General features: G+C 59.1%; 22 protein-coding genes and 1 tRNA gene. 6 read left to right on the plus strand and 17 right to left on the minus strand.

The window, feature by feature from the left end; all coding sequences use genetic code 11:
- The first annotated feature begins 9 nt into the window (after window positions 1-9).
- The 3 genes from KI611_RS14820 (at window position 10) to KI611_RS14830 (ending at window position 1,311) form a co-directional block, all read left to right on the plus strand.
- On the plus strand, window positions 10-282 hold the full coding sequence (locus KI611_RS14820) for an HU family DNA-binding protein (protein WP_226416424.1): 273 nt from the start codon (window positions 10-12) through the stop codon (window positions 280-282).
- Between the two features lie 8 nt (window positions 283-290).
- Window positions 291-366 (plus strand) — tRNA-Val (locus tag KI611_RS14825).
- Window positions 367-432: 66 nt separating this feature from the next.
- Window positions 433-1,311 carry an HDOD domain-containing protein gene (locus KI611_RS14830; RefSeq protein ID WP_226416425.1) on the plus strand — a complete coding sequence of 293 codons (879 nt, stop codon included), beginning with the start codon at window positions 433-435 and terminating at the stop codon, window positions 1,309-1,311.
- A 21-nt stretch (window positions 1,312-1,332) separates the two neighbouring features.
- Here the strand turns inward: KI611_RS14830 and KI611_RS14835 are convergent, their stop codons facing one another.
- Complete coding sequence (locus KI611_RS14835; RefSeq protein ID WP_226416426.1) at window positions 1,333-2,094, minus strand: RNA methyltransferase; 762 nt, start codon at window positions 2,092-2,094, stop codon at window positions 1,333-1,335.
- 65 nt (window positions 2,095-2,159) lie between these two features.
- Here KI611_RS14835 and KI611_RS14840 point away from each other — a divergent pair, with 65 nt between their 5' ends.
- Window positions 2,160-2,972, plus strand: coding sequence for an inositol monophosphatase family protein (locus KI611_RS14840; protein ID WP_226416427.1), 813 nt, complete (start codon window positions 2,160-2,162; stop codon window positions 2,970-2,972).
- A gap of 148 nt (window positions 2,973-3,120) precedes the next feature.
- Here the strand turns inward: KI611_RS14840 and lolA are convergent, their stop codons facing one another.
- The 3 genes from lolA to KI611_RS14860 are packed head-to-tail and all read right to left on the minus strand — an operon-like array spanning window position 3,121 to window position 6,706.
- A complete protein-coding gene (gene lolA / locus KI611_RS14845; protein ID WP_226416428.1) occupies window positions 3,121-3,741 on the minus strand; it encodes an outer membrane lipoprotein chaperone LolA in 621 nt (206 codons plus the stop codon).
- Window positions 3,738-6,029 (minus strand): DNA translocase FtsK, encoded by a 2,292-nt coding sequence (locus KI611_RS14850; protein ID WP_319002296.1) that lies wholly within the window; start codon window positions 6,027-6,029, stop codon window positions 3,738-3,740. The genes lolA and KI611_RS14850 overlap by 4 nt, the downstream gene beginning before the upstream one ends.
- Window positions 6,030-6,043: 14 nt before the next feature.
- A complete protein-coding gene (locus KI611_RS14860) occupies window positions 6,044-6,706 on the minus strand; it encodes a Crp/Fnr family transcriptional regulator (RefSeq protein ID WP_226416429.1) in 663 nt (220 codons plus the stop codon).
- A gap of 129 nt (window positions 6,707-6,835) precedes the next feature.
- Here KI611_RS14860 and trxB point away from each other — a divergent pair, with 129 nt between their 5' ends.
- Both trxB and KI611_RS14870 read left to right on the plus strand, forming a co-directional pair.
- A complete protein-coding gene (gene trxB / locus KI611_RS14865; protein WP_226416430.1) occupies window positions 6,836-7,792 on the plus strand; it encodes a thioredoxin-disulfide reductase in 957 nt (318 codons plus the stop codon).
- 9 nt (window positions 7,793-7,801) lie between these two features.
- Window positions 7,802-8,350: a Smr/MutS family protein gene (locus KI611_RS14870; protein WP_226416431.1), complete on the plus strand. Its 549-nt coding sequence runs from the start codon at window positions 7,802-7,804 to the stop codon at window positions 8,348-8,350.
- Window positions 8,351-8,370: 20 nt separating this feature from the next.
- Here KI611_RS14870 and KI611_RS14875 read toward each other — a convergent pair whose 3' ends face one another.
- From KI611_RS14875 to rpsA, 13 genes are all read right to left on the minus strand, one after another.
- Complete coding sequence (locus KI611_RS14875; RefSeq protein ID WP_226416432.1) at window positions 8,371-8,718, minus strand: hypothetical protein; 348 nt, start codon at window positions 8,716-8,718, stop codon at window positions 8,371-8,373.
- A gap of 17 nt (window positions 8,719-8,735) precedes the next feature.
- The gene (locus KI611_RS14880) at window positions 8,736-9,074 is read right to left on the minus strand and encodes a P-II family nitrogen regulator (protein ID WP_226416433.1); all 339 of its coding nucleotides are present in this window, start codon (window positions 9,072-9,074) and stop codon (window positions 8,736-8,738) included.
- 31 nt (window positions 9,075-9,105) lie between these two features.
- On the minus strand, window positions 9,106-10,713 hold the full coding sequence (locus KI611_RS14885) for an NAD+ synthase (protein WP_226416434.1): 1,608 nt from the start codon (window positions 10,711-10,713) through the stop codon (window positions 9,106-9,108).
- Window positions 10,714-10,724: 11 nt separating this feature from the next.
- Window positions 10,725-11,261: an inorganic diphosphatase gene (ppa, locus tag KI611_RS14890; RefSeq protein WP_226416435.1), complete on the minus strand. Its 537-nt coding sequence runs from the start codon at window positions 11,259-11,261 to the stop codon at window positions 10,725-10,727.
- A 57-nt stretch (window positions 11,262-11,318) separates the two neighbouring features.
- On the minus strand, window positions 11,319-12,104 hold the full coding sequence (locus tag KI611_RS14895; protein ID WP_226416436.1) for a 3'-5' exonuclease: 786 nt from the start codon (window positions 12,102-12,104) through the stop codon (window positions 11,319-11,321).
- Complete coding sequence (gene cysM / locus KI611_RS14900; protein ID WP_226416437.1) at window positions 12,101-13,000, minus strand: cysteine synthase CysM; 900 nt, start codon at window positions 12,998-13,000, stop codon at window positions 12,101-12,103. The genes KI611_RS14895 and cysM overlap by 4 nt, the downstream gene beginning before the upstream one ends.
- The gene (rfaD, locus tag KI611_RS14905; RefSeq protein WP_226416438.1) at window positions 12,993-13,991 is read right to left on the minus strand and encodes an ADP-glyceromanno-heptose 6-epimerase; all 999 of its coding nucleotides are present in this window, start codon (window positions 13,989-13,991) and stop codon (window positions 12,993-12,995) included. Before rfaD ends, cysM begins: the two co-directional genes overlap by 8 nt.
- A 9-nt stretch (window positions 13,992-14,000) precedes the next feature.
- Window positions 14,001-14,927, minus strand: a complete 927-nt coding sequence (rfaE1, locus tag KI611_RS14910; protein ID WP_226416439.1) for a D-glycero-beta-D-manno-heptose-7-phosphate kinase — start codon at window positions 14,925-14,927, stop codon at window positions 14,001-14,003.
- A gap of 11 nt (window positions 14,928-14,938) precedes the next feature.
- On the minus strand, window positions 14,939-16,258 hold the full coding sequence (locus tag KI611_RS14915) for a UDP-glucose dehydrogenase family protein (RefSeq protein WP_226416440.1): 1,320 nt from the start codon (window positions 16,256-16,258) through the stop codon (window positions 14,939-14,941).
- A 9-nt stretch (window positions 16,259-16,267) separates the two neighbouring features.
- Window positions 16,268-17,440, minus strand: a complete 1,173-nt coding sequence (lapB, locus tag KI611_RS14920; protein WP_226416441.1) for a lipopolysaccharide assembly protein LapB — start codon at window positions 17,438-17,440, stop codon at window positions 16,268-16,270.
- Window positions 17,437-17,718, minus strand: a complete 282-nt coding sequence (locus KI611_RS14925; protein ID WP_226416442.1) for a lipopolysaccharide assembly LapA domain-containing protein — start codon at window positions 17,716-17,718, stop codon at window positions 17,437-17,439. Before KI611_RS14925 ends, lapB begins: the two co-directional genes overlap by 4 nt.
- 69 nt (window positions 17,719-17,787) lie before the next feature.
- Complete coding sequence (locus KI611_RS14930) at window positions 17,788-18,072, minus strand: integration host factor subunit beta (protein WP_226416443.1); 285 nt, start codon at window positions 18,070-18,072, stop codon at window positions 17,788-17,790.
- A 12-nt stretch (window positions 18,073-18,084) separates the two neighbouring features.
- Window positions 18,085-19,764 carry a 30S ribosomal protein S1 gene (gene rpsA, locus KI611_RS14935; protein WP_226416444.1) on the minus strand — a complete coding sequence of 560 codons (1,680 nt, stop codon included), beginning with the start codon at window positions 19,762-19,764 and terminating at the stop codon, window positions 18,085-18,087.
- Between the last annotated feature and the right edge of the window lie 3 nt (window positions 19,765-19,767).

Here is a 19,767-nt window from a genome sequence, read left to right on the forward strand (position 1 = left end):
GGGACCAATATGAACAAGACCGACCTGATCGACCATATCGCCACTTCCGCCGAAATTTCCAAGGCGGCCGCCGGTCGCGCACTTGATGCCACCGTTGCTGCCGTCACGGAAGCCCTGAAGAATGGCGACACCGTCAGCCTGATCGGTTTCGGCACTTTCTACGTTGGCGAGCGTGCAGCCCGCACCGGTCGCAATCCGCGCACCGGCAAAACGCTGGAAATCAAGGCCGCCAAATCACCGAAATTCCGTCCGGGCAAGGGTCTGAAAGACGCGCTGAACTAAGCGCGTCCGGGTGCTTAGCTCAGTTGGTAGAGCGCTAGCCTTACACGCTGGATGTCGGGGGTTCGAGCCCCTCAGCACCCACCAGAACTCCTGAAAAGGACACACAAACCCCGCTCTCGTAGCGGGGTTTGTGCTGAAAGAGAGTGGCCAATGACTCCAGCATCGATGCACAGCGACCAGGACAAAAAAGGGGATGCATTAAAGACCCAGCGATTTCAGATGCTGGAGGACATCGCCAAGGAGCTCTCGGGCGAGGTGATTTTCCCCACCTATTTCGATGCTGTCATGCGCCTGCGCAAGGTTCTCCAGGATCCGGCCCAGAGCATTTCCGGAATCGCTGCGGCGGTTGCCATCGAACCCCTGATCAGCGCCAAATTGCTGCATCTGGCCAATTCCGTAGCCTTCAATCCGCAAGGCAGGGAAGTCGTCGATCTCAAGTCGGCAATTGCCCGACTCGGCGTCAACGCCGTGCGCACCGCAGCACTGTCCATCGTCATGACCCAGTTGTTGCGCGCCAAGGGCATGGCCGCCTTCTCCGAGATAACCCATGCGCTCTGGGAGCATTCCATCCGCACCGCAGCGGCCGCCCGCATCATTGCCAAGACGGCGAGTCGCCTGAATTCCGACGAAGCCATGCTGGCCGGCCTGATTCATGATCTTGGCGCGTTCTACATGCTCTACCGCGCGACGCAATATGAAGAATTACGGGAGCGCCCGGATAGCGTCAAGTACCTGATCATCCAGTGGCACGAAAGCATCGGCGCGTCACTGCTCAACGCCATCGGCATTCCCGAGGAAATCGTCGACGCCACCATTGACCACGACCGGATTCGCCCCACCCCGGACCCCATCCGCAACCTGCAGGAAGTGATTTACGTGGCCAACATGCTGGCTGACGGCCATTTTGAATGGTTGATGCAGGATCAGCAGAAATCCCCGGAAGAATTAACCGTGCTGAATGAAAAATATGGCCACCTGATTCCTGAAATCGATGCCCTGGCCAAGGAAATGCACGCCAGTTTCAGTTGAAATTGCGCGTGCCAACCCACCTTAGTCTTTCCGGCCGTGTCCGGTTTTAACTTGGGTCGATGCCAGGATGCCACGCAGGATGTTGATTTCGTCCTTTTCCAATCGAACGCGACCGAACATGCGGCGCAATTTGTGCATCAAACGACCTGGTTGGGCCGGATTAAAAAACCCGGTATCGGTCATCACCGACTCCAGATGCCCGAACAAGCCCTCAACTTCGTCCAGACTGGCCGTCGGCGAAACGAACGGAGTAACCCCCTGGCCGGCAACCGGCGGTCGCTCGGAAAACGCTGCCATGCGGCATTCGTAGCACAACACCTGCACTGCCGAACCAAGATTGAGCGAGCTGAAATCCGGATTGGTCGGTATCGTCACCGCCGCCTGACAATGCAGGATTTCCTCATTGCTCAGACCAACCGTTTCGTTGCCGAAAACCAGTGCCACATCCCCGTGTTCCGCTTCGGCCAGCAGACGGGCAACCGTTTCGCGCGGCTGGCCGATTGCCGGCCCGAGATCCCGCTGCCGTGCCGATAGCGCTACGGCAAATACGCTTCCGGCAAGGGCTTCAGCCAGCGACGCGGTTATTTTTGCCTTTTCCAGCAGGTCGACCGCACCGGTCGCCCGCGTATCGGCTTCCGGATCAGGAAACTGCTTGGGCTGCACCAGATACAAACTGGACAAGCCCATCGTCTTCATGGCCCGGGCCACCGCGCCGATATTACCCGGATGGCTAGGACGGCACAGGACGACTCTGATACGTGAAAGAAGGCTTTCCGGGTTCATAGTGTAAAATTCGTTCTTTCAATATAAATCGGGTGGCTTCTGCCACCCGATAGCTCTTTAAAGCCATGCATCCAGCCCTGAATATCGCCATCAAGGCGGCGCGCCGCGCCGGCCAGATCATCAATCGTGCTTCCAACGATCTCGACCTGCTGAAGGTTTCGACCAAACAGCCCAACGATTTCGTCACCGAAGTCGACAAGGCTGCCGAAGCCGCCATCATCGAGACGCTGCAGGAGGCCTACCCAGCGTACGGCATTTTAGCAGAGGAGTCCGGCGAGACGGCCGGCAAGGGTTCGGGCGACAGCGAATACCAGTGGATCATCGACCCACTGGACGGGACGACCAACTTCATCCATGGCATGCCCCAGTACGCCGTCTCGATTGCCCTGAGCAAAGGTGGCTCGATCGAACAAGCAGTGGTTTTCGACCCGAACCGCAACGAACTCTTCACGGCCAGCAAAGGCGGCGGCGCCTTCCTCAACGAACGCCGCATTCGTGTCTCGCGCCGCATCAAACTGCAGGGTTCCCTGATCGGAACCGGCTTTCCGTACCGCATGTTCGACAAGATCGACACCTACCTTGCCATCTTCAAGGAACTGTCCCAGAAGACGGCCGGCCAAAGGCGTCCGGGGGCAGCCTCGCTCGACCTCGCCTATGTTGCATGTGGCCGTTTTGACGGCTTCTGGGAATTCGGCCTGTCGCCCTGGGACATGGCCGCCGGCGTGCTGCTCATTTCGGAAGCGGGCGGCCTGGTCAGCGACCTGCGTGGCGAAGCCAACTATCTAGAAACCGGCAACCTGATCGCTGGCACACCGAAGGTTTTCGCCCCGCTACTCAAGGTCGTCGAAAGCCACCTGCCGGAATCGGTGCGCGGCTGAACCAAGCTTTGTTGAGCAAGCCCACTTCCTGCTGCAGGGAGTGGGTATCCAGCAGGATCAAAACACGGCAATCTAATACCGTTGGGTTCCCAAACACCAACGATCGATGGGAACCACAGGAGCGCAATCAATCTGCGCTCCGTCCGCCTTATTCGCCGACGATATCGACGCCGGCCGGCGGTGTGAATTTGAAAGTAGCAGCAGGGAGTACCGGGTTGCGTTCAAGCCTGGAAAAGCGGATATGCGTCGCCTGCCCGAAGCTGTCGTGTAACTCCATGGCCTTCAAGTCACTGCCGACGAAGCCGAGACGCACGCTTTCAAAGCCGCTGTCACTGGTCTTGGGAATCGCTTCGACCCAGGCCATCCCCTCGGCTTCGCCAACATCCTTGAGGGTGAAGTTTTTCTCCAGATCGTTGTTGCCCGAGAGTAGCGCGGCCGGCGACCCGTTGATTGCCTGACCGGCCTTGCGGACAGTGATCTGCTTCAGCTCGGTGTCGTAAATCCAGATTTTCTCGCCATCACCTACCACCAGCTGCGGATAGGGTTTCTGGATATCCCAGCGCAGTTTCCCAGGCCGCGAGATGGCGACCAGGCCGGACGACTGCTGCGGTTTGCGCCCGCCTTTACCGATGACCATTTGGGAAAACTCCGCCTTCAGCGTCCGTGTGCTGCTAAGGAACTGATGGAGTTGATCGACGGCACCGGCCTGAGCCCACTGGGGCAAAACGGCGACTGCTGCGATCGACAGCATTTTCAGGGCAAATTTCATTCAGCTTCCTTGCGGGCCAAAACCTCACGGCCACCACGACCATCCATTGTCGAAACCAGACCGGCTTTTTCCATCGCTTCGATGAGCCGTGCCGAACGGTTATAACCGATACGCAGGTGACGCTGGACCAGCGAAATCGAAGCGCGCTTGTTCTTCAGCACGATATCGACAGCCTGGTCGTAGAGCGGATCGCTCTCGGCATCGTTACTCCCCTCGCCACCCTCGCCTCCTTCTTCATCGTCCCCGGCAGACCCGGTGAGGATGTCTTCGATATATTCCGGCGCACCGGTCGCCTTCAGGTGCTCGACTACGCGATGCACTTCGTCATCGGAGACGAAAGCACCATGCACCCGGGTCGGGTAACCGGTACCGGGCGCCAGATAGAGCATGTCGCCCTGGCCAAGCAGCGCCTCGGCGCCCATCTGATCAAGGATAGTCCGCGAATCGATCTTGCTGGACACCTGGAAGGAAAGACGAGTCGGGATATTCGCCTTGATCAGGCCGGTGATGACATCGACGCTCGGCCGCTGGGTCGCCAGCACGAGGTGGATACCGGAGGCACGGGCTTTCTGCGCCAGACGGGCGATCTGTTCCTCGACCTTCTTGCCGACCACCATCATCAGGTCAGCCAGTTCGTCGATGATGACGACGATGAACGGCATGGTCTTCAGCGGCTCCGGGGTTTCCGGCGTCAGCGTCAGCGGATTGGGGATGTGCTCGCCGCGCTTCTCGGCGTCGCGAATCTTGGTGTTGAGACCGGCGATATTGCGTACGCCCATCGCCGACATCAGCTTGTAGCGCTTCTCCATTTCCGTCACGCACCAGTGCAGCGCATTGGCGGCCTGTTTCATGTCGGTGACGACCGGTGCCAGCAGGTGCGGGATGCCCTCGTAGATCGACAATTCGAGCATCTTCGGGTCGACCATGATCAGGCGGACCTGATCGGGCTCGGCTTTGTAAAGCATCGAGAGGATCATCGCATTGACCCCGACCGACTTGCCCGAACCGGTCGTCCCGGCAACCAGCAGGTGCGGCGTCTTGGCCAGATCGGCAACCACCGGCTGGCCGCCGATATCCTTGCCGAGACAGACCGTCAGAGGACTCGCCATGTCGTTGTAGGGCTTGCTGGAGATGATCTCGGAGAGCTTGACCATCTGCCGCCGGGCGTTGGGCAGCTCAAGCGCCATGCAGGACTTGCCGGGCACCGTTTCGACAACCCGGATCGACACCATGGCCAGCGCCCGCGCCAGGTCGCGCGCCAGATTGACGATCTGCGCGCCCTTGACGCCAACCGCCGGCTCGATTTCATAGCGGGTGATCACCGGCCCCGGCAAGGCTGCCAGAACCTTGACCTGCACGCCAAAGTCGGCCAGCTTGCGCTCGATCAGACGCGAGGTGTATTCGAGGATTTCGGCGCTAACCGTCTCGGTCACCGGCGGCGCCGGATCGAGCAGGTGCAGCGGCGGCAGCTGGCCACCGATGATCGCCTCGGGGAAAAGGGCCACCTGCTTCTCGCGCTCGGCCCGCGCCTCGGCCTTCTTCGAGACCGGCACGTCGGGAGGCGGGGTTTCGATGATGATCGGATCGTGCAACTCGACCCGGCGCTTTTCTTCCTCGACGACAACTTCCCGCTGCTGAGCCACTTCGCGACCGATCTTCCGGTCACGCCAGGCATCGAGCCGGCCGTAGAAAAAAGCGCCAAAGGCTTCCAGCAGCGCCCCCATTTTCTCGAAGGCCCACAGCCAGGACATCCCCGAGAAGACGCTCCAGCCGGCCGCGATCACCGCCAGCAGAAGCAGGGTCGAGCCGGTATAGCCAAGCTGACGGGCGAGCACACGGCTCATCTCGATGCCAAGCATGCCGCCGGGGCTGAGCGGCAATTCAGTCTGCATCGTGTAAAAACGCAAGGCTTCAAGCGACGAACTGGCCACCAGCAGCAGAACAAAGCCGGCCAGCGCGATCAACAGCGAGCGACGATCGCCGGCATCCGCCACATTGAGTTTGCGAAAACCCCACCAGACGGACATGCCAAGCAGCACGATCCACCACCAAGCGGAAAGCCCGAAAATATACAGCAGCAGATCGGCAATCCAGGCTCCGGCCCGACCAGCCGGGTTATGCATGGTTTGCGCGACAACGGCGTGCGACCAGCCCGGGTCTGCCTTGTCGAAGCCCCACAGGGCCATCGTCAGGAACAGCGCAACGGCGCCGACCGCCAACCAGCGCGACTCCTGCAACAACGAGCCGATCTTGTCGGGGAGCGGGCTCGGCGAACTCCGGTCAACCATTCTTGCGCCCATCGTCATGCACCCAGAATGACCACCAGATCGTTCTCGGTCGCGATGTAGCCGCTCAACTCCAGATCGCGCATGACCTTGCTGACCATTTCGCGCGATGCACCAATCATTCTGGCCATATCCTGCTTTGAAATCTTTTTCTTGACGATACGCCGCCCCTCTTCCTCTACCGAGAGATCGAGCAGCAAACGAGCGACGCGGCCATAGACATCGAGCAGCGCCAGACTCTCGATCTTGCGGTCGGCTTCGCGTAAACGGCGGACGAGAATCTGCATCAGCTTCTGTGCCACCTGAAAGTTGTCCTGCAGGCAGCGCTGGAACGCTTCCTTGCTGAGCACCATCAATTCGCAAGGTTCACTGGCGACGACATTGGCCGAACGCGGGCTGCCGTCGATCAGACCCATTTCACCGAAGAACTCGCCCGGCCCGAGCCAGGCCAGGATGATCTCGCGCCCTTCTTCATCGGTATTGGTCACTTTGGCCCGCCCGGTGAGCACGGAATACAACGAATCGGTACTTTCCGCCGCGCGCACGACAAATGCGCCGCGCTCGACACGTTTGCGGACGGAAACCCGGGAAAGTTTTTCCAGTTCGGATTCATCCAGCCCGGAAAACAGCGGCACGTTGCGCAATACAACCAGGCTCAAGCCGAAATTAGCAGCAGACATAAATCAGTTTCCGTTCATGGGGTTACGTATCGATTATAAACTGCTTTCCCAATCAGCACGGGAACTCGGGAAAAATCCGAGGCTCAGAGAAGGCTATAATTTTCCGCTTAACCACGAAAGAGGATCGTCATGTCCCAGCCCGCCCGCCACAATCGTCTCATCATCCTCGGTTCCGGCCCGGCCGGCTATACCGCCGCCGTCTATGCCGCCCGCGCCAACCTCAAGCCGCTGCTGATCACCGGCCTCGCCCAGGGCGGTCAATTGATGACCACTACCGAAGTTGACAACTGGCCGGCCGATGCCGACGGCGTTCAGGGTCCGGAACTGATGGCCCGCTTCGAAGCGCATGCCCGTCGCTTCGAGACCGAAATCCTCTTCGACCACATCCACACCACCCAGCTAACCGATCGCCCCTTCACGCTGGTCGGCGACAGCGGCACCTACACCTGCGATGCGCTGATCATCGCCACCGGCGCCTCGGCCCAGTACCTGGGGCTGCCTTCCGAAGAGAAATTCGCCGGCAAGGGAGTGTCCGCCTGCGCCACCTGTGACGGCTTCTTCTATCGCAACAAGCCGGTCGCGGTAGTCGGTGGCGGCAATACCGCGGTCGAGGAAGCCCTCTACCTGGCCAACATCGCCAGCCACGTCACGCTGATTCATCGCCGCGAAAAATTTCGCGCCGAAAAAATCATGCAGGACAAGCTATTCGAAAAAGAGAAGGCCGGCAAGATCACCATTCTCTACAACAGCTCGCTTGACGAAGTTCTCGGCGACGATTCCGGCGTCACCGGCCTGCGCGTCAAGAATGTGCAAACCGGCGCGACACAGGATGTTGATGTCTTCGGCGTCTTCATCGCCATCGGCCACAAGCCGAACACCGACATTTTCGCCGGCCAGCTCGAAATGGAGGGCGGTTATCTGGTGACGCAGACCGGGCGCCACGGCAATGCAACGCAAACCAGCATCCCCGGGGTCTTCGCGGCCGGCGACGTGCAGGACCACATCTACCGCCAGGCCTGCACTTCAGCTGGTACCGGCTGCATGGCAGCGCTCGATGCCGAGCGCTATCTGGACCAGCTCGCCTGAGTCTCCGGCTTGATCGATCCGGACGATCTTGCAGCCTTTCGGGCGGCAGTGGCCGATACCAAGCCACTGCCGAAGACCGACCGCGTCCACCTGGGCGGGCCAATGCCACCACCCCGCCCGCTGCAACATATTGCCGATGAGCACGCCGCACTGCACGAGAGCCTGTATGGCGCGATCAGCCTGCAGGACCGGCTGGAGGGTGGCGACGAGCCGAACTACACACGAAACGGACTGGCCAGCACCGTGCTGCGTGATTTGCGCCGCGGCCGCTGGGTGATTCAGGATGAAATCGACCTGCACGGCCTGAATCGCGAAGAAGCCAGGCAACTGCTGGCCGAATTCATGGTCGAGAGTCTGCATTACGGCAAGCGCTGCGTTCGGGTGATCCACGGCAAGGGACTGAGCTCACCGCAAAGAACCTCCGTCCTGCGCCAGCTGGTACGCGGTTGGCTGGCCCAAAGGGAAGAAGTCCTGGCCTACTGCCAGGCCAGGCCGCACGACGGCGGCGAAGGTGCGTTGATCGTCCTGCTGCGGGCCCAGAAAGCCCAGCACCGCTAGGCCCTGGCACACCGCAAAGCCTAGTCGCCGCGCGCCAGGGCCTTCTTGAAACGCTCTGGGTCTTCAACTCCGGACCAACCGGTACCGGAATGTTTCTCGGACAAATTAAGGGCCGAATGCAGGTTGAACAGATGAAAGATTTCCATGGCGATGGCTGCCGGAAAACCCTGTCGCCCGGACCTGGCTGGCAACATCAGCTCGTTCAGGTAGACATCGAGTGCGGACTTGCCCCACAGCGCAACGATTTGCCCCAGGATGCGCGGGAATTGCTGCTCGATCTGAGTTGGATAGTATTTCTGCTCAGCCCCCAGCAGGGCCATTAGCTGGGTCCGCAGTTCCGAAACATTGATATCGTTCGAAGTATCCACGGACCTGCTCCCAATGTTCAGACAGCCGCTTCGTTGGTCTCGCCGGTACGAATACGGACGACCTGCTCGACCGGCATCACGAAAATCTTGCCGTCGCCGATCTTGCCGGTCCGCGCAGCCTTGATGATCGCTTCGATGGCGGCATCGACATGCTCGCCATTGACGACGATTTCGATTTTGATCTTGGGCAGAAAGTCGACCACGTACTCAGCACCGCGATAGAGCTCAGTGTGCCCTTTCTGGCGGCCGAAGCCCTTGACTTCAGTGACGGTCAGACCGGATATACCGATTTCCGACAGTGCCTCGCGCACTTCGTCGAGCTTGAAGGGTTTGATGATGGCTTCGATTTTTTTCATGCTCTGCGTATCCTTTAGCTGATTCGGTTGCTCAAAATTCGTCTTGATAACGGTTGGTAATAGGATACCGCCAATCCTTGCCAAAACCACGCGGCGTGATGCGGATACCAACCGGTGATTGCCGCCGCTTGTACTCGGCAATCCGCAGCAAACGAACAACGCGCCTTACGGCGTCTTCCGGCAGCCCGGCCGCGATGATTTCACGCGGACTGCGATCCTCTTCCATGTAGGCCCGAACGATAGCATCAAGAATCTCGTACGGGGGTAGCGAATCCTGATCGGTCTGGTCCGGCTTCAATTCAGCGGAAGGCGGCCGGACGATGATGTTCTCCGGGATCACCGGCGACAAGGTATTGCGATAGCGCGATAGCTGATAGACCAGCGTCTTGTAGACATCCTTGATGACCGCAAAGCCGCCGGCCATGTCGCCGTACAGCGTGCAGTAGCCAACCGCCATTTCCGACTTGTTGCCGGTTGTCAGAACCAGTGCCCCGGTCTTGTTGGAGAGCGCCATCAGGATATTGCCGCGGATGCGCGCCTGAATGTTTTCTTCGGTAGTGTCGGCCGGCAGACCGGCAAACAGTGGAGCAAGCATCGACTGGTAGGTGTGCATGGCCGGGGCAATGGCGATTTCGTCATAACGCACACCGAGCCGACGAATCATTTCCCGCGAATCGTCCAGGCTCATCTGCGCCGTGTATGGCGAAGGCATCATTACGGCGCGGACCTTTTCCGCCCCCAATGCATCCACCGCAACACATAGCGTCAGGGCCGAATCGATACCGCCGGACAGCCCGATGATTGCCCCCGGAAAGCCGCTCTTGCCGATGTAGTCGCGTACCCCGACGACCAGTGCACGATAGGCTTCGGCCTCGAGCGAAAGCTCTGCCGCCAAGTCATCCGAATGCAAATGACCGGCATCGTAGTCGACGATACCCAGCGCCTCCTCGAACTGCGCCAGGCGCATCCGGCAAGCCCCGCTGGCATCAAGGGCGAAGGATGCACCGTCGAATACCAGTTCGTCCTGACCACCGACCAGATTGCAATAAATGGCCGGAATGCCGGTGGCCGCTACCCGCTCCCCGAGCACCTCAAGACGCTGCTGGTGCTTTTCCAGATGGCAAGGTGAAGCATTGAGAACCAGCAGCAGTTCGGCACCGTTGGCATGAGCCAGTTCGGCCGCGCCGCTTTCCCAGATATCGGCGCAGATATTGATGCCACAACGCACGCTGCCAAGGGTAACGACACAGGCTTCGCTGCCGGCGGCGAAATAGCGCTTTTCGTCGAAAACTTCGTAGTTGGGCAGACGGATCTTGCGGTAAACGGCCTTTTTTTGACCATTTTCAATGACGGCCGCGGCATTGTAGCGATACCCCTGATCCTCTTCCGGGTAGCCGACGATGAGGGCGATGCCTTGCACCCGGCTCGCCAGATCGTCCAATGCCCGACTGCACGCCCGATAAAAATCCGGGCGGAGCAGCAGGTCTTCCGGTGGGTACCCACACAGCGCCAGTTCCGGCGTCAGCAATACCTTGGCACCGCGCGCCTTGGCTTGCGCGGCGCATTCAATGATACGTTCGACGTTGCCGGTCAGGTCACCGACAGTGGCGTTGAACTGGGCAACGGCGATACGCAGCATCTGACCGGGTCTTACTTGGCTTCGGCCTGGTAACGGGCAACGCCTTCCAGGATTTCCTTGTGGGCGGCTTCGATGCCCTGCCAGCCGACTACCTTGACCCACTTGCCCTTTTCGAGATCCTTGTAGTGCGAGAAAAAGTGTTCGATCTGGTCGCGCAGGATCTGCGGAATGTCTTCGAAGGTATTGACGTCGTTGTACGTCTGGCTGATCTTGCGAACCGGCACGGCGAGCAACTTGGCGTCCTGGCCGCCTTCGTCCTCCATCGCCAGCATGCCGAGCGGACGGCAGCGAACTACCACACCCGGCGGCAGGCCGAACGGACAGACGACCAACACATCGACCGGGTCGCCGTCACCGGCAATGGTGTTGTTGATGTAACCGTAGTTGCACGGATAGTGCATGGCAGTACCCATGAAGCGATCAACGAAAATCGCGCCGGATTCCTTGTCAACTTCATACTTGACCGGATCGGAATGGGCCGTGATCTCGATGATCACATTGAAGTCGTCGGGAAGTGACTTGCCTGAAGATACGTTATTAAGAGCCATTTTTATCTCTGCGGTAAGGTTTGAGAACTTGCGATTATAGCGCTGCACGCGGCTTTCTCATTGCCAGGCAGCGAGGAACTCCTGCCAGTGCGGCGCGCCGATTTTGGCCAGTTGCGCCTTGACGAATTCGCCCTCGGCGATTTCCTCTTCCGCCGTCAGTTCGCCACGCAAGCGACGGAAACGGTTATAGACGAGATAGGTATTGATCACATCGGTTTCGCAGTAGTCGCGAATCTCGGCGCTCTTGCCGGCTTGCCAGGCCTCCCACACCTTGCCGCCGTCCATGCCGAGCTTGCCGGGGAATCCGTAGAGCTTCGCCAGATCGTCGAGCGGCGCGTTGGCGCGGGCGTTGTAGAGGGCCAGCAGGTCCATCAGGTCGAGGTGCCGGGTATGGTAGCGGCTGATGTAGTTATTCCATTTGAAATCGCGGGAATCGGCGTAGTCGCCATCGCCCAGATCCCAGTAGCGAGGGGCGCTGACGCCATGCAGCATGCCGCGGTAATGGAGCACCGGCAGATCGAAGCCACTGCCGTTCCAGGAAACGATCTGCGGCGTAAATTTCTCGATGCCATCAAAAAACCGCTGGATGATCGCGCCCTCATTGAGATCCGGTTCTGACAGCGACCAGACCTTCAGACCCTCGCTGGTGCGCAGCACACAGGAGATGGTCACCACCCGCTGCAAATGCAGTTGCAGGAAATCGTTGCCGGTTTTGGCACGGCGTTGCTGGAAAGCGAGTTCGGCGACTTCGTCGTCGGAAAGCTCACCGGGCAGGTCGTTCAAACGGCGCAGGCCGCTGACATCGGGAATGGTTTCGATGTCGAAGACCAGGACCGGCTTCATGCCGGGAAAACGCCCGTAGACAGGTAACGATCACCGCGATCGCAAACGATGCTGACGATTACGGCATTTTCCAGCGTCTGCGACAGCCGCAGGGCAACGGCCAGGGCGCCGCCCGATGAAATGCCGGCAAAGATGCCTTCTTCCATTGCCAGGCGCCGGGTCATTGCCTCGGCATCGGACTGGCTGACGTATTCGATGCGATCGACATTGGTCTTGTCGTAAATTTTCGGCAGATAGGCTTCCGGCCATTTGCGGATCCCGGGAATCTGACTACCCTCCTCCGGCTGGCAACCGACAATCTCGATCGCCGGATTCTGGGCCTTGAGGAAGGCCGCAGTACCCATGAGAGTGCCGGTGGTACCCATACTAGAGACAAAATGGGTGATTTTCCCAGCCGTATCGCGCCAGATCTCCGGACCGGTACCTTCGAAATGCGCCAGCGGATTGTCCGGGTTGGCAAACTGGTCGAGGATGATGCCCCGGCCTTCGTCGCGCATCCGGTCAGCGACATCGCGCGCCAGTTCCATCCCGCCATCCTTCGGCGTCAATACCAGTTCGGCGCCAAAGGCCCGCATGGTCTGTCGACGCTCGACGCTCTGGTTTTCCGGCATGACCAGGATCATCTTGTAGCCCTTCATCGCCGCCGCCATGGCCAACGCGATGCCGGTATTGCCGGAGGTCGCCTCGATCAGCGTATCGCCCGGCTTGATCTCGCCGCGTGCTTCGGCATGGACGATCATCGACAAGGCCGGGCGATCCTTGACCGAACCGGCCGGGTTGTTGCCTTCCAGCTTGGCGAGAATGACATTGCCACGCTTGTCGTTGTCAGCACCGGGGATACGCACCAGACGGACCAGCGGGGTGTTTCCGACAAAATCCTGCAGGGTTTTATACATTTTTATGGAGCCACTCGATATATTGGGAGACGCCCTCCTCAACCGTGGCCATCGGCGCATCGTAACCGGCAGCGCGCAAGCGGCTCAGATCGCCCTGCGTGAATGCCTGGTACTTGCCCTTCAGCGCCTCGGGGAAGGCGATGTATTCGAGCAAGCCCTGTGCCCGCAGTTCTTCCAACGTCAGCGGCGCCTCGTTTTTTGCCTTGCGACAGCCGTTGGCTGCAGCAACCGCGACATCATTGAAACTCTGCGCCCGGCCTGAACCGAGATTGAAAATGCCGGATTTCTCCGGGTGATCGAGGAAGTACAGATTGACCTTGGCGACATCGCCGACAAAGACGAAATCGCGCTGCTGACCGCCATCCGGATAGCCGTGCGAACCCTCGAACAACTTGACCTTGCCGTCTGCGCGGAACTGGTTGAAGTTATGGAAAGCAACCGACGCCATCCGCCCCTTGTGCGTCTCGCGCGGACCATAGACATTGAAGTAGCGAAAACCGACGATCTGGGACGACGGGTGCTGCGCTAAGCGCTGGCGGACAACCTGATCGAAGAGAAATTTGGAGTAGCCGTAGACGTTGAGCGGCCCTTCGTATTGGCGCTCTTCCTTGAACACGCTGCTGCTGCCGTAGGTGGCGGCACTGGACGCATACAAAAATTGGACATCCTGATCCTGACACCAGTCGAGCAGGATCATCGAGTAACGGTAGTTGTTCTCCATCATGTAGCGACCGTCGGTTTCCATGGTGTCGGAGCAAGCCCCTTCATGGAAAATCGCCTCGATTTCGCCGTCGAAATGGCCGGCCTGGATGCGCTCGATGAAATCGTGCTTGTCGAGATAATCGGCGATTTCGCAGTCAATCAGATTTCTGAACTTGTCGGCCTTGGTCAGGTTGTCGACCGCAATGATCTTGGTCACGCCGCGCTCGTTGAGCGCCTTGACGATGTTGGAACCAATAAAGCCGGCGGCGCCGGTAACAACTGTGTACATGCTTTTTCCTTACAGGGCTGCTGCGAGTTCTTCGCGGGTAACGACGGCGGTCCCCAGCTTGCCGACGACGATGCCGGCGGCGATATTGGCCGCGCGAATGGCCTCGTCCCAGTTGGCCCCTGCCGCCAGCATCACGGCCAGCGTGGCAATGACCGTGTCACCGGCGCCCGAGACGTCAAATACTTCCCGCGCCAGGGCTGCCTGATGATGCGTCTCACCTTCGGAAAACAGGGTCATCCCCTCTTCACTGCGCGTCACCAGCAGCGCTTCGAGTCCGAGTTCGGCGCGAAGTTTCTGGGCTTTGGCAAAGAGATCGGCCTCCGAGGACCAGCGGCCAACCACTTCGCGGAGTTCCGAGCGGTTCGGCGTAATCACCGTCGCCCCGGCATATTTGGCGTAATCGTCGCCTTTCGGGTCGACCAGCACCGGCTTGCCGGCGGCCCGGGCCAGCCGGATCATTTCGGCGATATGGGTCAGCCCCCCCTTGCCGTAATCGGACAGAATCACCACGTCCGCCTCGACGACGCGCTTTTCAAACTCGGCCAGCTTGGCCTGGAGGATTTCGTGCGAAGGTGCCGTTTCGAAGTCGATGCGCAGCAATTGCTGTTGCCGGCCGATGACACGGAGCTTGACCGTAGTATCGATGGCCCGGTCGACATGCAATCCGGCATCGATTTCGCCGTCGACGAGCAAGCGGGACAGACTGCGCCCCGCCTCATCATCACCGACCACCGAAAGCAGCGCCGTTTTGGCCCCGACTGCTGCCGCATTACGCGCCACGTTGGCGGCCCCGCCCAAACGCTCCTCGATTCGTTCAACCTTGACCACCGGCACCGGCGCCTCCGGCGAAATCCGGCTGACCTCGCCAAACCAGTAACGGTCGAGCATCACATCGCCAACCACGAGCAGGCGAACCTGCGCTATTTTTTCCAGCATGTCGTTTTCGCTTAGCGCCCGATGGCGAAATATTCGATACCCAGCCCGCGCACGAACTTTGGATCATAGAGATTGCGCCCGTCGAAAATGACCGGATTTTTCAATGTCTGCTTGATCGCCTCGAAATCGGGGCTGCGGAATTCCTTCCACTCGGTAACGATGACCAGGGCATCGGCCTTATCAAGCGCCCCCATCGGGTTCTCGGCATAATTGAGGCGAGCTTCGTCACCGTAGATGCGCTGGGTTTCGTGCATCGCTACCGGATCGTAGGCGGTAACCGTGGCGCCGGCAGCAAAGAGGTCGGCGATCAGCTCACGGCTTGGCGCTTCGCGCATATCGTCGGTATTCGGCTTGAAGGACAGGCCCCAGAGCGCAAAATGCTTGCCTTTGAGATCGCCGAAACGCGACTTGAGCTTCTTGGTCAGCAGGTGTTTCTGGGCATCGTTAGCTTCTTCGACCGCGGTCAGCACCTTCAGAGTAATGTTGGCGTCGTCTTCCGCGGTCTTGATCAAGGCCTTGACGTCCTTCGGGAAGCAGGAACCGCCGTAGCCACAACCGGGATAGAGAAAGTGGTAGCCGATTCGCGGATCGGAGCCGATGCCCTGGCGAACCATTTCGATGTCAGCACCAAGCACCTCGGCCAGATTGGCCAGCTCGTTCATGAAGCTGATGCGCGTCGCCAGCATCGCGTTGGCAGCGTACTTGGTCAGTTCAGCACTCTTCACGTCGGTGATGATCAGGCGTTCGTGGTTGCGCTGGAACGGTGCGTAGAGGGCGCGCATCAGATGGATGGCCTGCTCCTCCTCAGCGCCAACGACAATCCGGTCCGGGCGCATGAAGTCTTCAACGGCAGCCCCCTCTTTCAGGAACTCCGGGTTGGAAACGACGCTATAGGGGATGTCGACCGCACGCTTCTTCAGTTCATCAGCGATGGCGGCTTTGACCTTGGCGCCGGTACCGACCGGCACCGTGCTCTTGTCGACGATAACCTTGTAATCGGTCATCAGGCGACCGATGTTGCGGGCAGCGCCGAGCACGTACTGGAGGTCGGCTGAGCCGTCCTCATCCGGTGGTGTGCCGACGGCAATGAACTGGATGGTGCCGTGCTGGACGGCCTTCTCGACATTGGTGGTGAAGTGCAGACGGCCGGCAGCCACGTTGCGGAGGACCATTTCCTGCAAACCCGGTTCGAAAATTGGAATGCCGCCTTCTTCAAGAATACGGATTTTCTCGGGATCGACGTCCAGACAGAGAACGTCATTACCCACTTCAGCCAGACAGGTACCACTAACCAGACCGACATAGCCGGTGCCGACAACGGTGATTTTCATGAATGCTTCCTACAAGGTTTGATCGAATTCTTCACTACGGCGAGGCGGGTAGGTTTCCCAGCCGCCACAGGCCGGACAGCGCCAATAGAACTGGCGCGCCTTGAAGCCGCAATTATCGCATCGATAACGCGACAGGCGCTTGGTATAGCCCTGGATGATGGTCTTCGCAATCTCGACATCGGGCCGAACTTCCGGTGCCACCAGCGGCAAGCGGGCGCTCATCAGCTTTTCCAGACCGAGCAGGGTCGGGTTGCGCTGCAACTCGGCTCGCACCAGACGGTAAGCCGCCTCGGTGCCCTCGCCTTCAAGCACCAGTTGATAAACAACATCGAGCAAATCGAGCGACGGATAACGCTCAAGATAGCCGCTGAGCAAGGCGATACCCTCATCGCGACGCTCCTGCTTGCGATAGGTCTCGAGCAGGCGCTGGGCAACCAGCGCCAAGTAGGCCGGATCCTGCTGTTCGATCCGCTGCCAGGCTTCAATGGCGGCCTCCGGCCGGCCTTCCTGCGCCAGCAAATCGCCCTGCAGCAGGCTCGCCCGCACGCATTTGCGGTTCTGCTGCATGGCTGACTCAAGGTAAGCCCGTGCCGAATCCGGCTTCGAGCGCATGATCTCGGTAGCGGCCAGTTCGCAGTAAAACTCGGCCACTTCCTGTTGCGACGCGACATCCGGCAACTCACGGGCCAATCCGATCGCCTTCAGCCACTCCTTCTCGACCTGATAAATTTCCAGCAGGTTGCGCTTGGCATCGGCCTCAAAAGTGGTATCGATCAGCTTGTTGAAAATCTCTTCAGCCCGGTCGAGCAGGCCGGCCTTGAGATAATCCTGACCGAGTTCGGCCAGCGCATGCAGACGAACGGCGTCGTCGAGGTCGGCCCGGTCGATCAGATTCTGGTGCATGCGGATCGCCCGCTCGGTCTCACCCCGCCGGCGAAAAAGGTTACCGAGCGCGAAATGCAGCTCAACCGTCTGCGAATCAACCTTGGCCACTTCGAGAAACGAGTCGATAGCCTTGTCGGGTTGTTCGTTGAGCAGGAAATTCAAACCTTGAAAATAGGAGCGCGGCAGGGAACTCGATTCATGCACGACCTGACGCATGTCCACGCGGGCGGCCGCCCAACCCAGCCCGAAAAAAACGGGGATCAGCAGCAACTGCCAGTATTCGAAGAGATCGCTCATGCTGCCGGAGGCTGCTCGGGCAAGACAACCGGCGGTACTTTATCGGTTGCCCGCTTAAGACGAGCTATTTCCCGGCGTTGACGATAAATGACACCGACCACCGAAAGCACGCCAAGAACCGCACCACCCGAAAGAAAGGCAAGCAGAACGATAACCAACGGTGCCTGCCAAACCTGACCGAGCAGGAAATGAAGGTTTACCGGATCGGTATTCTGGACGGCAAAAACGACCAGAAAGGAAAAGATGATGAGCCGGATGGCCCAGGTCAATGCTGTCATGACATTCAATAAAAAAGGGCAGTGAAATCACTCACTGCCCTGAATCTACCACATTGCGCCTGCACGATATCAGATCGACTGATCGACCCGTTCACGCAATTCCTTGCCCGCCTTGAAATGGGGGACCCATTTGGCAGGAACGCAGACCTTTTCACCCGACTTGGGGTTACGACCAGTACGCGGCGGCCGATAGTTGAGCGCAAAGCTGCCGAATCCGCGGATCTCGATACGATCCCCTCGCACAAGTGCTTCGGACATCGCATCGAGAATCATCTTGACCGCAAAATCAGCATCCTTCGCCACCAACTGCGGAAAGCGCTCCGCCAGCCGGGCGATGAGCTCGGATTTGGTCATGCTTTTGCCTTATCAGCCTTGCTGGTTGAGCTTGGCCTTCAACAGGGCACCCAGGTTGGTCGTACCGGAAGCAGCGGCAGAAGATTCAGCAGAAAGTTTCTGCATCGCTTCGTGCTGTTCGGCGTTGTCCTTGGCCTTGATCGACAGGTTGATACCACGGGTCTTGCGATCGACGTTGATGATCATCGCTTCAACCGTATCGCCCACCTTCAGGTGCTGCGACAGGTCGTCGATACGATCACGCGAGAACTCGGAAGCACGCAGATAACCTTCGTTCTCACCATCCAGCGTGAGCACGGCGCCACGAGCGTCAACCGACTTGACGGTGCAATTGACGATGCTGTTCTTCTCGTGGGTGGCGATGAAGTTGGTGTAGGGATCGCCTTCCATCTGCTTGATGCCGAGGGAGATGCGTTCTTTTTCGACATCAATGCCGAGAACCAGAGCTTCAACTTCGTCGCCCTTCTTGAAGTTGCGGATGGCTTCTTCGCCAGTCGCGCTCCAGGACAAGTCGGACAGATGAACCAGACCATCGATGCCACCAGGCAGGCCAATGAAGATACCGAAATCGGTGATCGACTTGATGGCGCCACGGACCTTGTCGCCCTTCTTGTGGTTCATCGCGAAGTCGTCCCACGGATTCGGCTGGCACTGCTTCATGCCCAGGGAGATACGACGACGCTCTTCGTCGATTTCCAGAATCATGACTTCGACTTCATCACCCAGGGAAACAACCTTGGACGGATGAACGTTCTTGTTGGTCCAGTCCATTTCGGAGACGTGCACCAGACCTTCGATGCCTTGTTCGATCTCGACAAATGAACCGTAGTCGGTCAGGTTGGTGACCTTGCCGAACAGGCGGGTACCGGCCGGGTACCGGCGGGCAATACCAACCCACGGATCGTCGCCCAGTTGCTTCATGCCCAGCGAGACGCGGTTCTTCTCGGCGTCAAACTTGAGGATCTTGGCGGTCACTTCGTCACCGACATTGAGTACTTCGCTCGGGTGACGGACACGACGCCAGGCCAGGTCGGTGATGTGCAGCAGACCATCGATACCGCCGAGGTCGACGAATGCGCCGTAATCGGTGATGTTCTTGACGATACCCTTGACGGTAGTACCTTCCTTGAGGTTCTCGAGGAGCTTTTCGCGATCTTTGTCAGCGGTGGCTTCGAGCACTGCACGACGCGACATCACCACGTTGTTGCGCTTGCGATCAAGCTTGATAACCTTGAATTCGAGGGTCTTGCCTTCGTACGGGGTGGTGTCCTTGACCGGACGCATGTCGACCAGGGAACCCGGCAGGAATGCACGGACGCCGTTGGACATGACGGTGAGGCCGCCCTTGACCTTGCCGGTAATCGTACCGGTGACCAGGGAATTGTCGTTCAGGGCTTGTTCCAGGAAGTTCCAGGCGGCGATGCGCTTGGCGCGATCGCGCGACAGGCGCGTTGCGCCGTAGCCGTCTTCCAGCATCTCGATGGCGACTTGAACAAAATCACCCACCTTGACTTCAAGCTCGCCCTGATCATTCAGGAATTCTTCGAGCGGAACATAGGATTCCGATTTCAGGCCGGCATTGACCACAACGAAATTGTGATCGATGAGCACCACTTCTGCAGTGATGACTTCGCCTTGACGCATTTCCTGGCGAGCCAGGGATTCTTCAAATAGTTGAGCAAAAGATTCCATTGA

The sequence above is a fragment of the Dechloromonas denitrificans genome, assembly GCF_020510685.1.
GTDB lineage: Bacteria > Pseudomonadota > Gammaproteobacteria > Burkholderiales > Rhodocyclaceae > Azonexus > Azonexus denitrificans_A.

Bases quoted from the DNA above. Each gene is read 5' to 3' on its own strand.
- KI611_RS14930 (WP_226416443.1), bottom strand. From the start codon at position 18,072: ATGACCAAATCCGAGCTCATCGCCCGGCTGGCGGAGCGCTTTCCGCAG.
- rpsA (WP_226416444.1), bottom strand. From the start codon at position 19,764: ATGGAATCTTTTGCTCAACTATTTGAAGAATCCCTGGCTCGCCAGGAA.
- ppa (WP_226416435.1), bottom strand. From the start codon at position 11,261: ATGGCTCTTAATAACGTATCTTCAGGCAAGTCACTTCCCGACGACTTC.
- KI611_RS14885 (WP_226416434.1), bottom strand. From the start codon at position 10,713: ATGCTGCGTATCGCCGTTGCCCAGTTCAACGCCACTGTCGGTGACCTG.
- KI611_RS14850 (WP_319002296.1), bottom strand. From the start codon at position 6,029: ATGGTTGACCGGAGTTCGCCGAGCCCGCTCCCCGACAAGATCGGCTCG.
- rfaD (WP_226416438.1), bottom strand. From the start codon at position 13,991: ATGTACACAGTTGTTACCGGCGCCGCCGGCTTTATTGGTTCCAACATC.
- rfaE1 (WP_226416439.1), bottom strand. From the start codon at position 14,927: ATGCTGGAAAAAATAGCGCAGGTTCGCCTGCTCGTGGTTGGCGATGTG.
- KI611_RS14820 (WP_226416424.1), top strand. From the start codon at position 10: ATGAACAAGACCGACCTGATCGACCATATCGCCACTTCCGCCGAAATT.
- KI611_RS14835 (WP_226416426.1), bottom strand. From the start codon at position 2,094: ATGAACCCGGAAAGCCTTCTTTCACGTATCAGAGTCGTCCTGTGCCGT.
- KI611_RS14915 (WP_226416440.1), bottom strand. From the start codon at position 16,258: ATGAAAATCACCGTTGTCGGCACCGGCTATGTCGGTCTGGTTAGTGGT.
- lolA (WP_226416428.1), bottom strand. From the start codon at position 3,741: ATGAAATTTGCCCTGAAAATGCTGTCGATCGCAGCAGTCGCCGTTTTG.
- KI611_RS14895 (WP_226416436.1), bottom strand. From the start codon at position 12,104: ATGAAGCCGGTCCTGGTCTTCGACATCGAAACCATTCCCGATGTCAGC.
- KI611_RS14860 (WP_226416429.1), bottom strand. From the start codon at position 6,706: ATGTCTGCTGCTAATTTCGGCTTGAGCCTGGTTGTATTGCGCAACGTG.
- lapB (WP_226416441.1), bottom strand. From the start codon at position 17,440: ATGAGCGATCTCTTCGAATACTGGCAGTTGCTGCTGATCCCCGTTTTT.
- KI611_RS14840 (WP_226416427.1), top strand. From the start codon at position 2,160: ATGCATCCAGCCCTGAATATCGCCATCAAGGCGGCGCGCCGCGCCGGC.
- cysM (WP_226416437.1), bottom strand. From the start codon at position 13,000: ATGTATAAAACCCTGCAGGATTTTGTCGGAAACACCCCGCTGGTCCGT.
- KI611_RS14925 (WP_226416442.1), bottom strand. From the start codon at position 17,718: ATGACAGCATTGACCTGGGCCATCCGGCTCATCATCTTTTCCTTTCTG.
- trxB (WP_226416430.1), top strand. From the start codon at position 6,836: ATGTCCCAGCCCGCCCGCCACAATCGTCTCATCATCCTCGGTTCCGGC.
- KI611_RS14880 (WP_226416433.1), bottom strand. From the start codon at position 9,074: ATGAAAAAAATCGAAGCCATCATCAAACCCTTCAAGCTCGACGAAGTG.
- KI611_RS14830 (WP_226416425.1), top strand. From the start codon at position 433: ATGACTCCAGCATCGATGCACAGCGACCAGGACAAAAAAGGGGATGCA.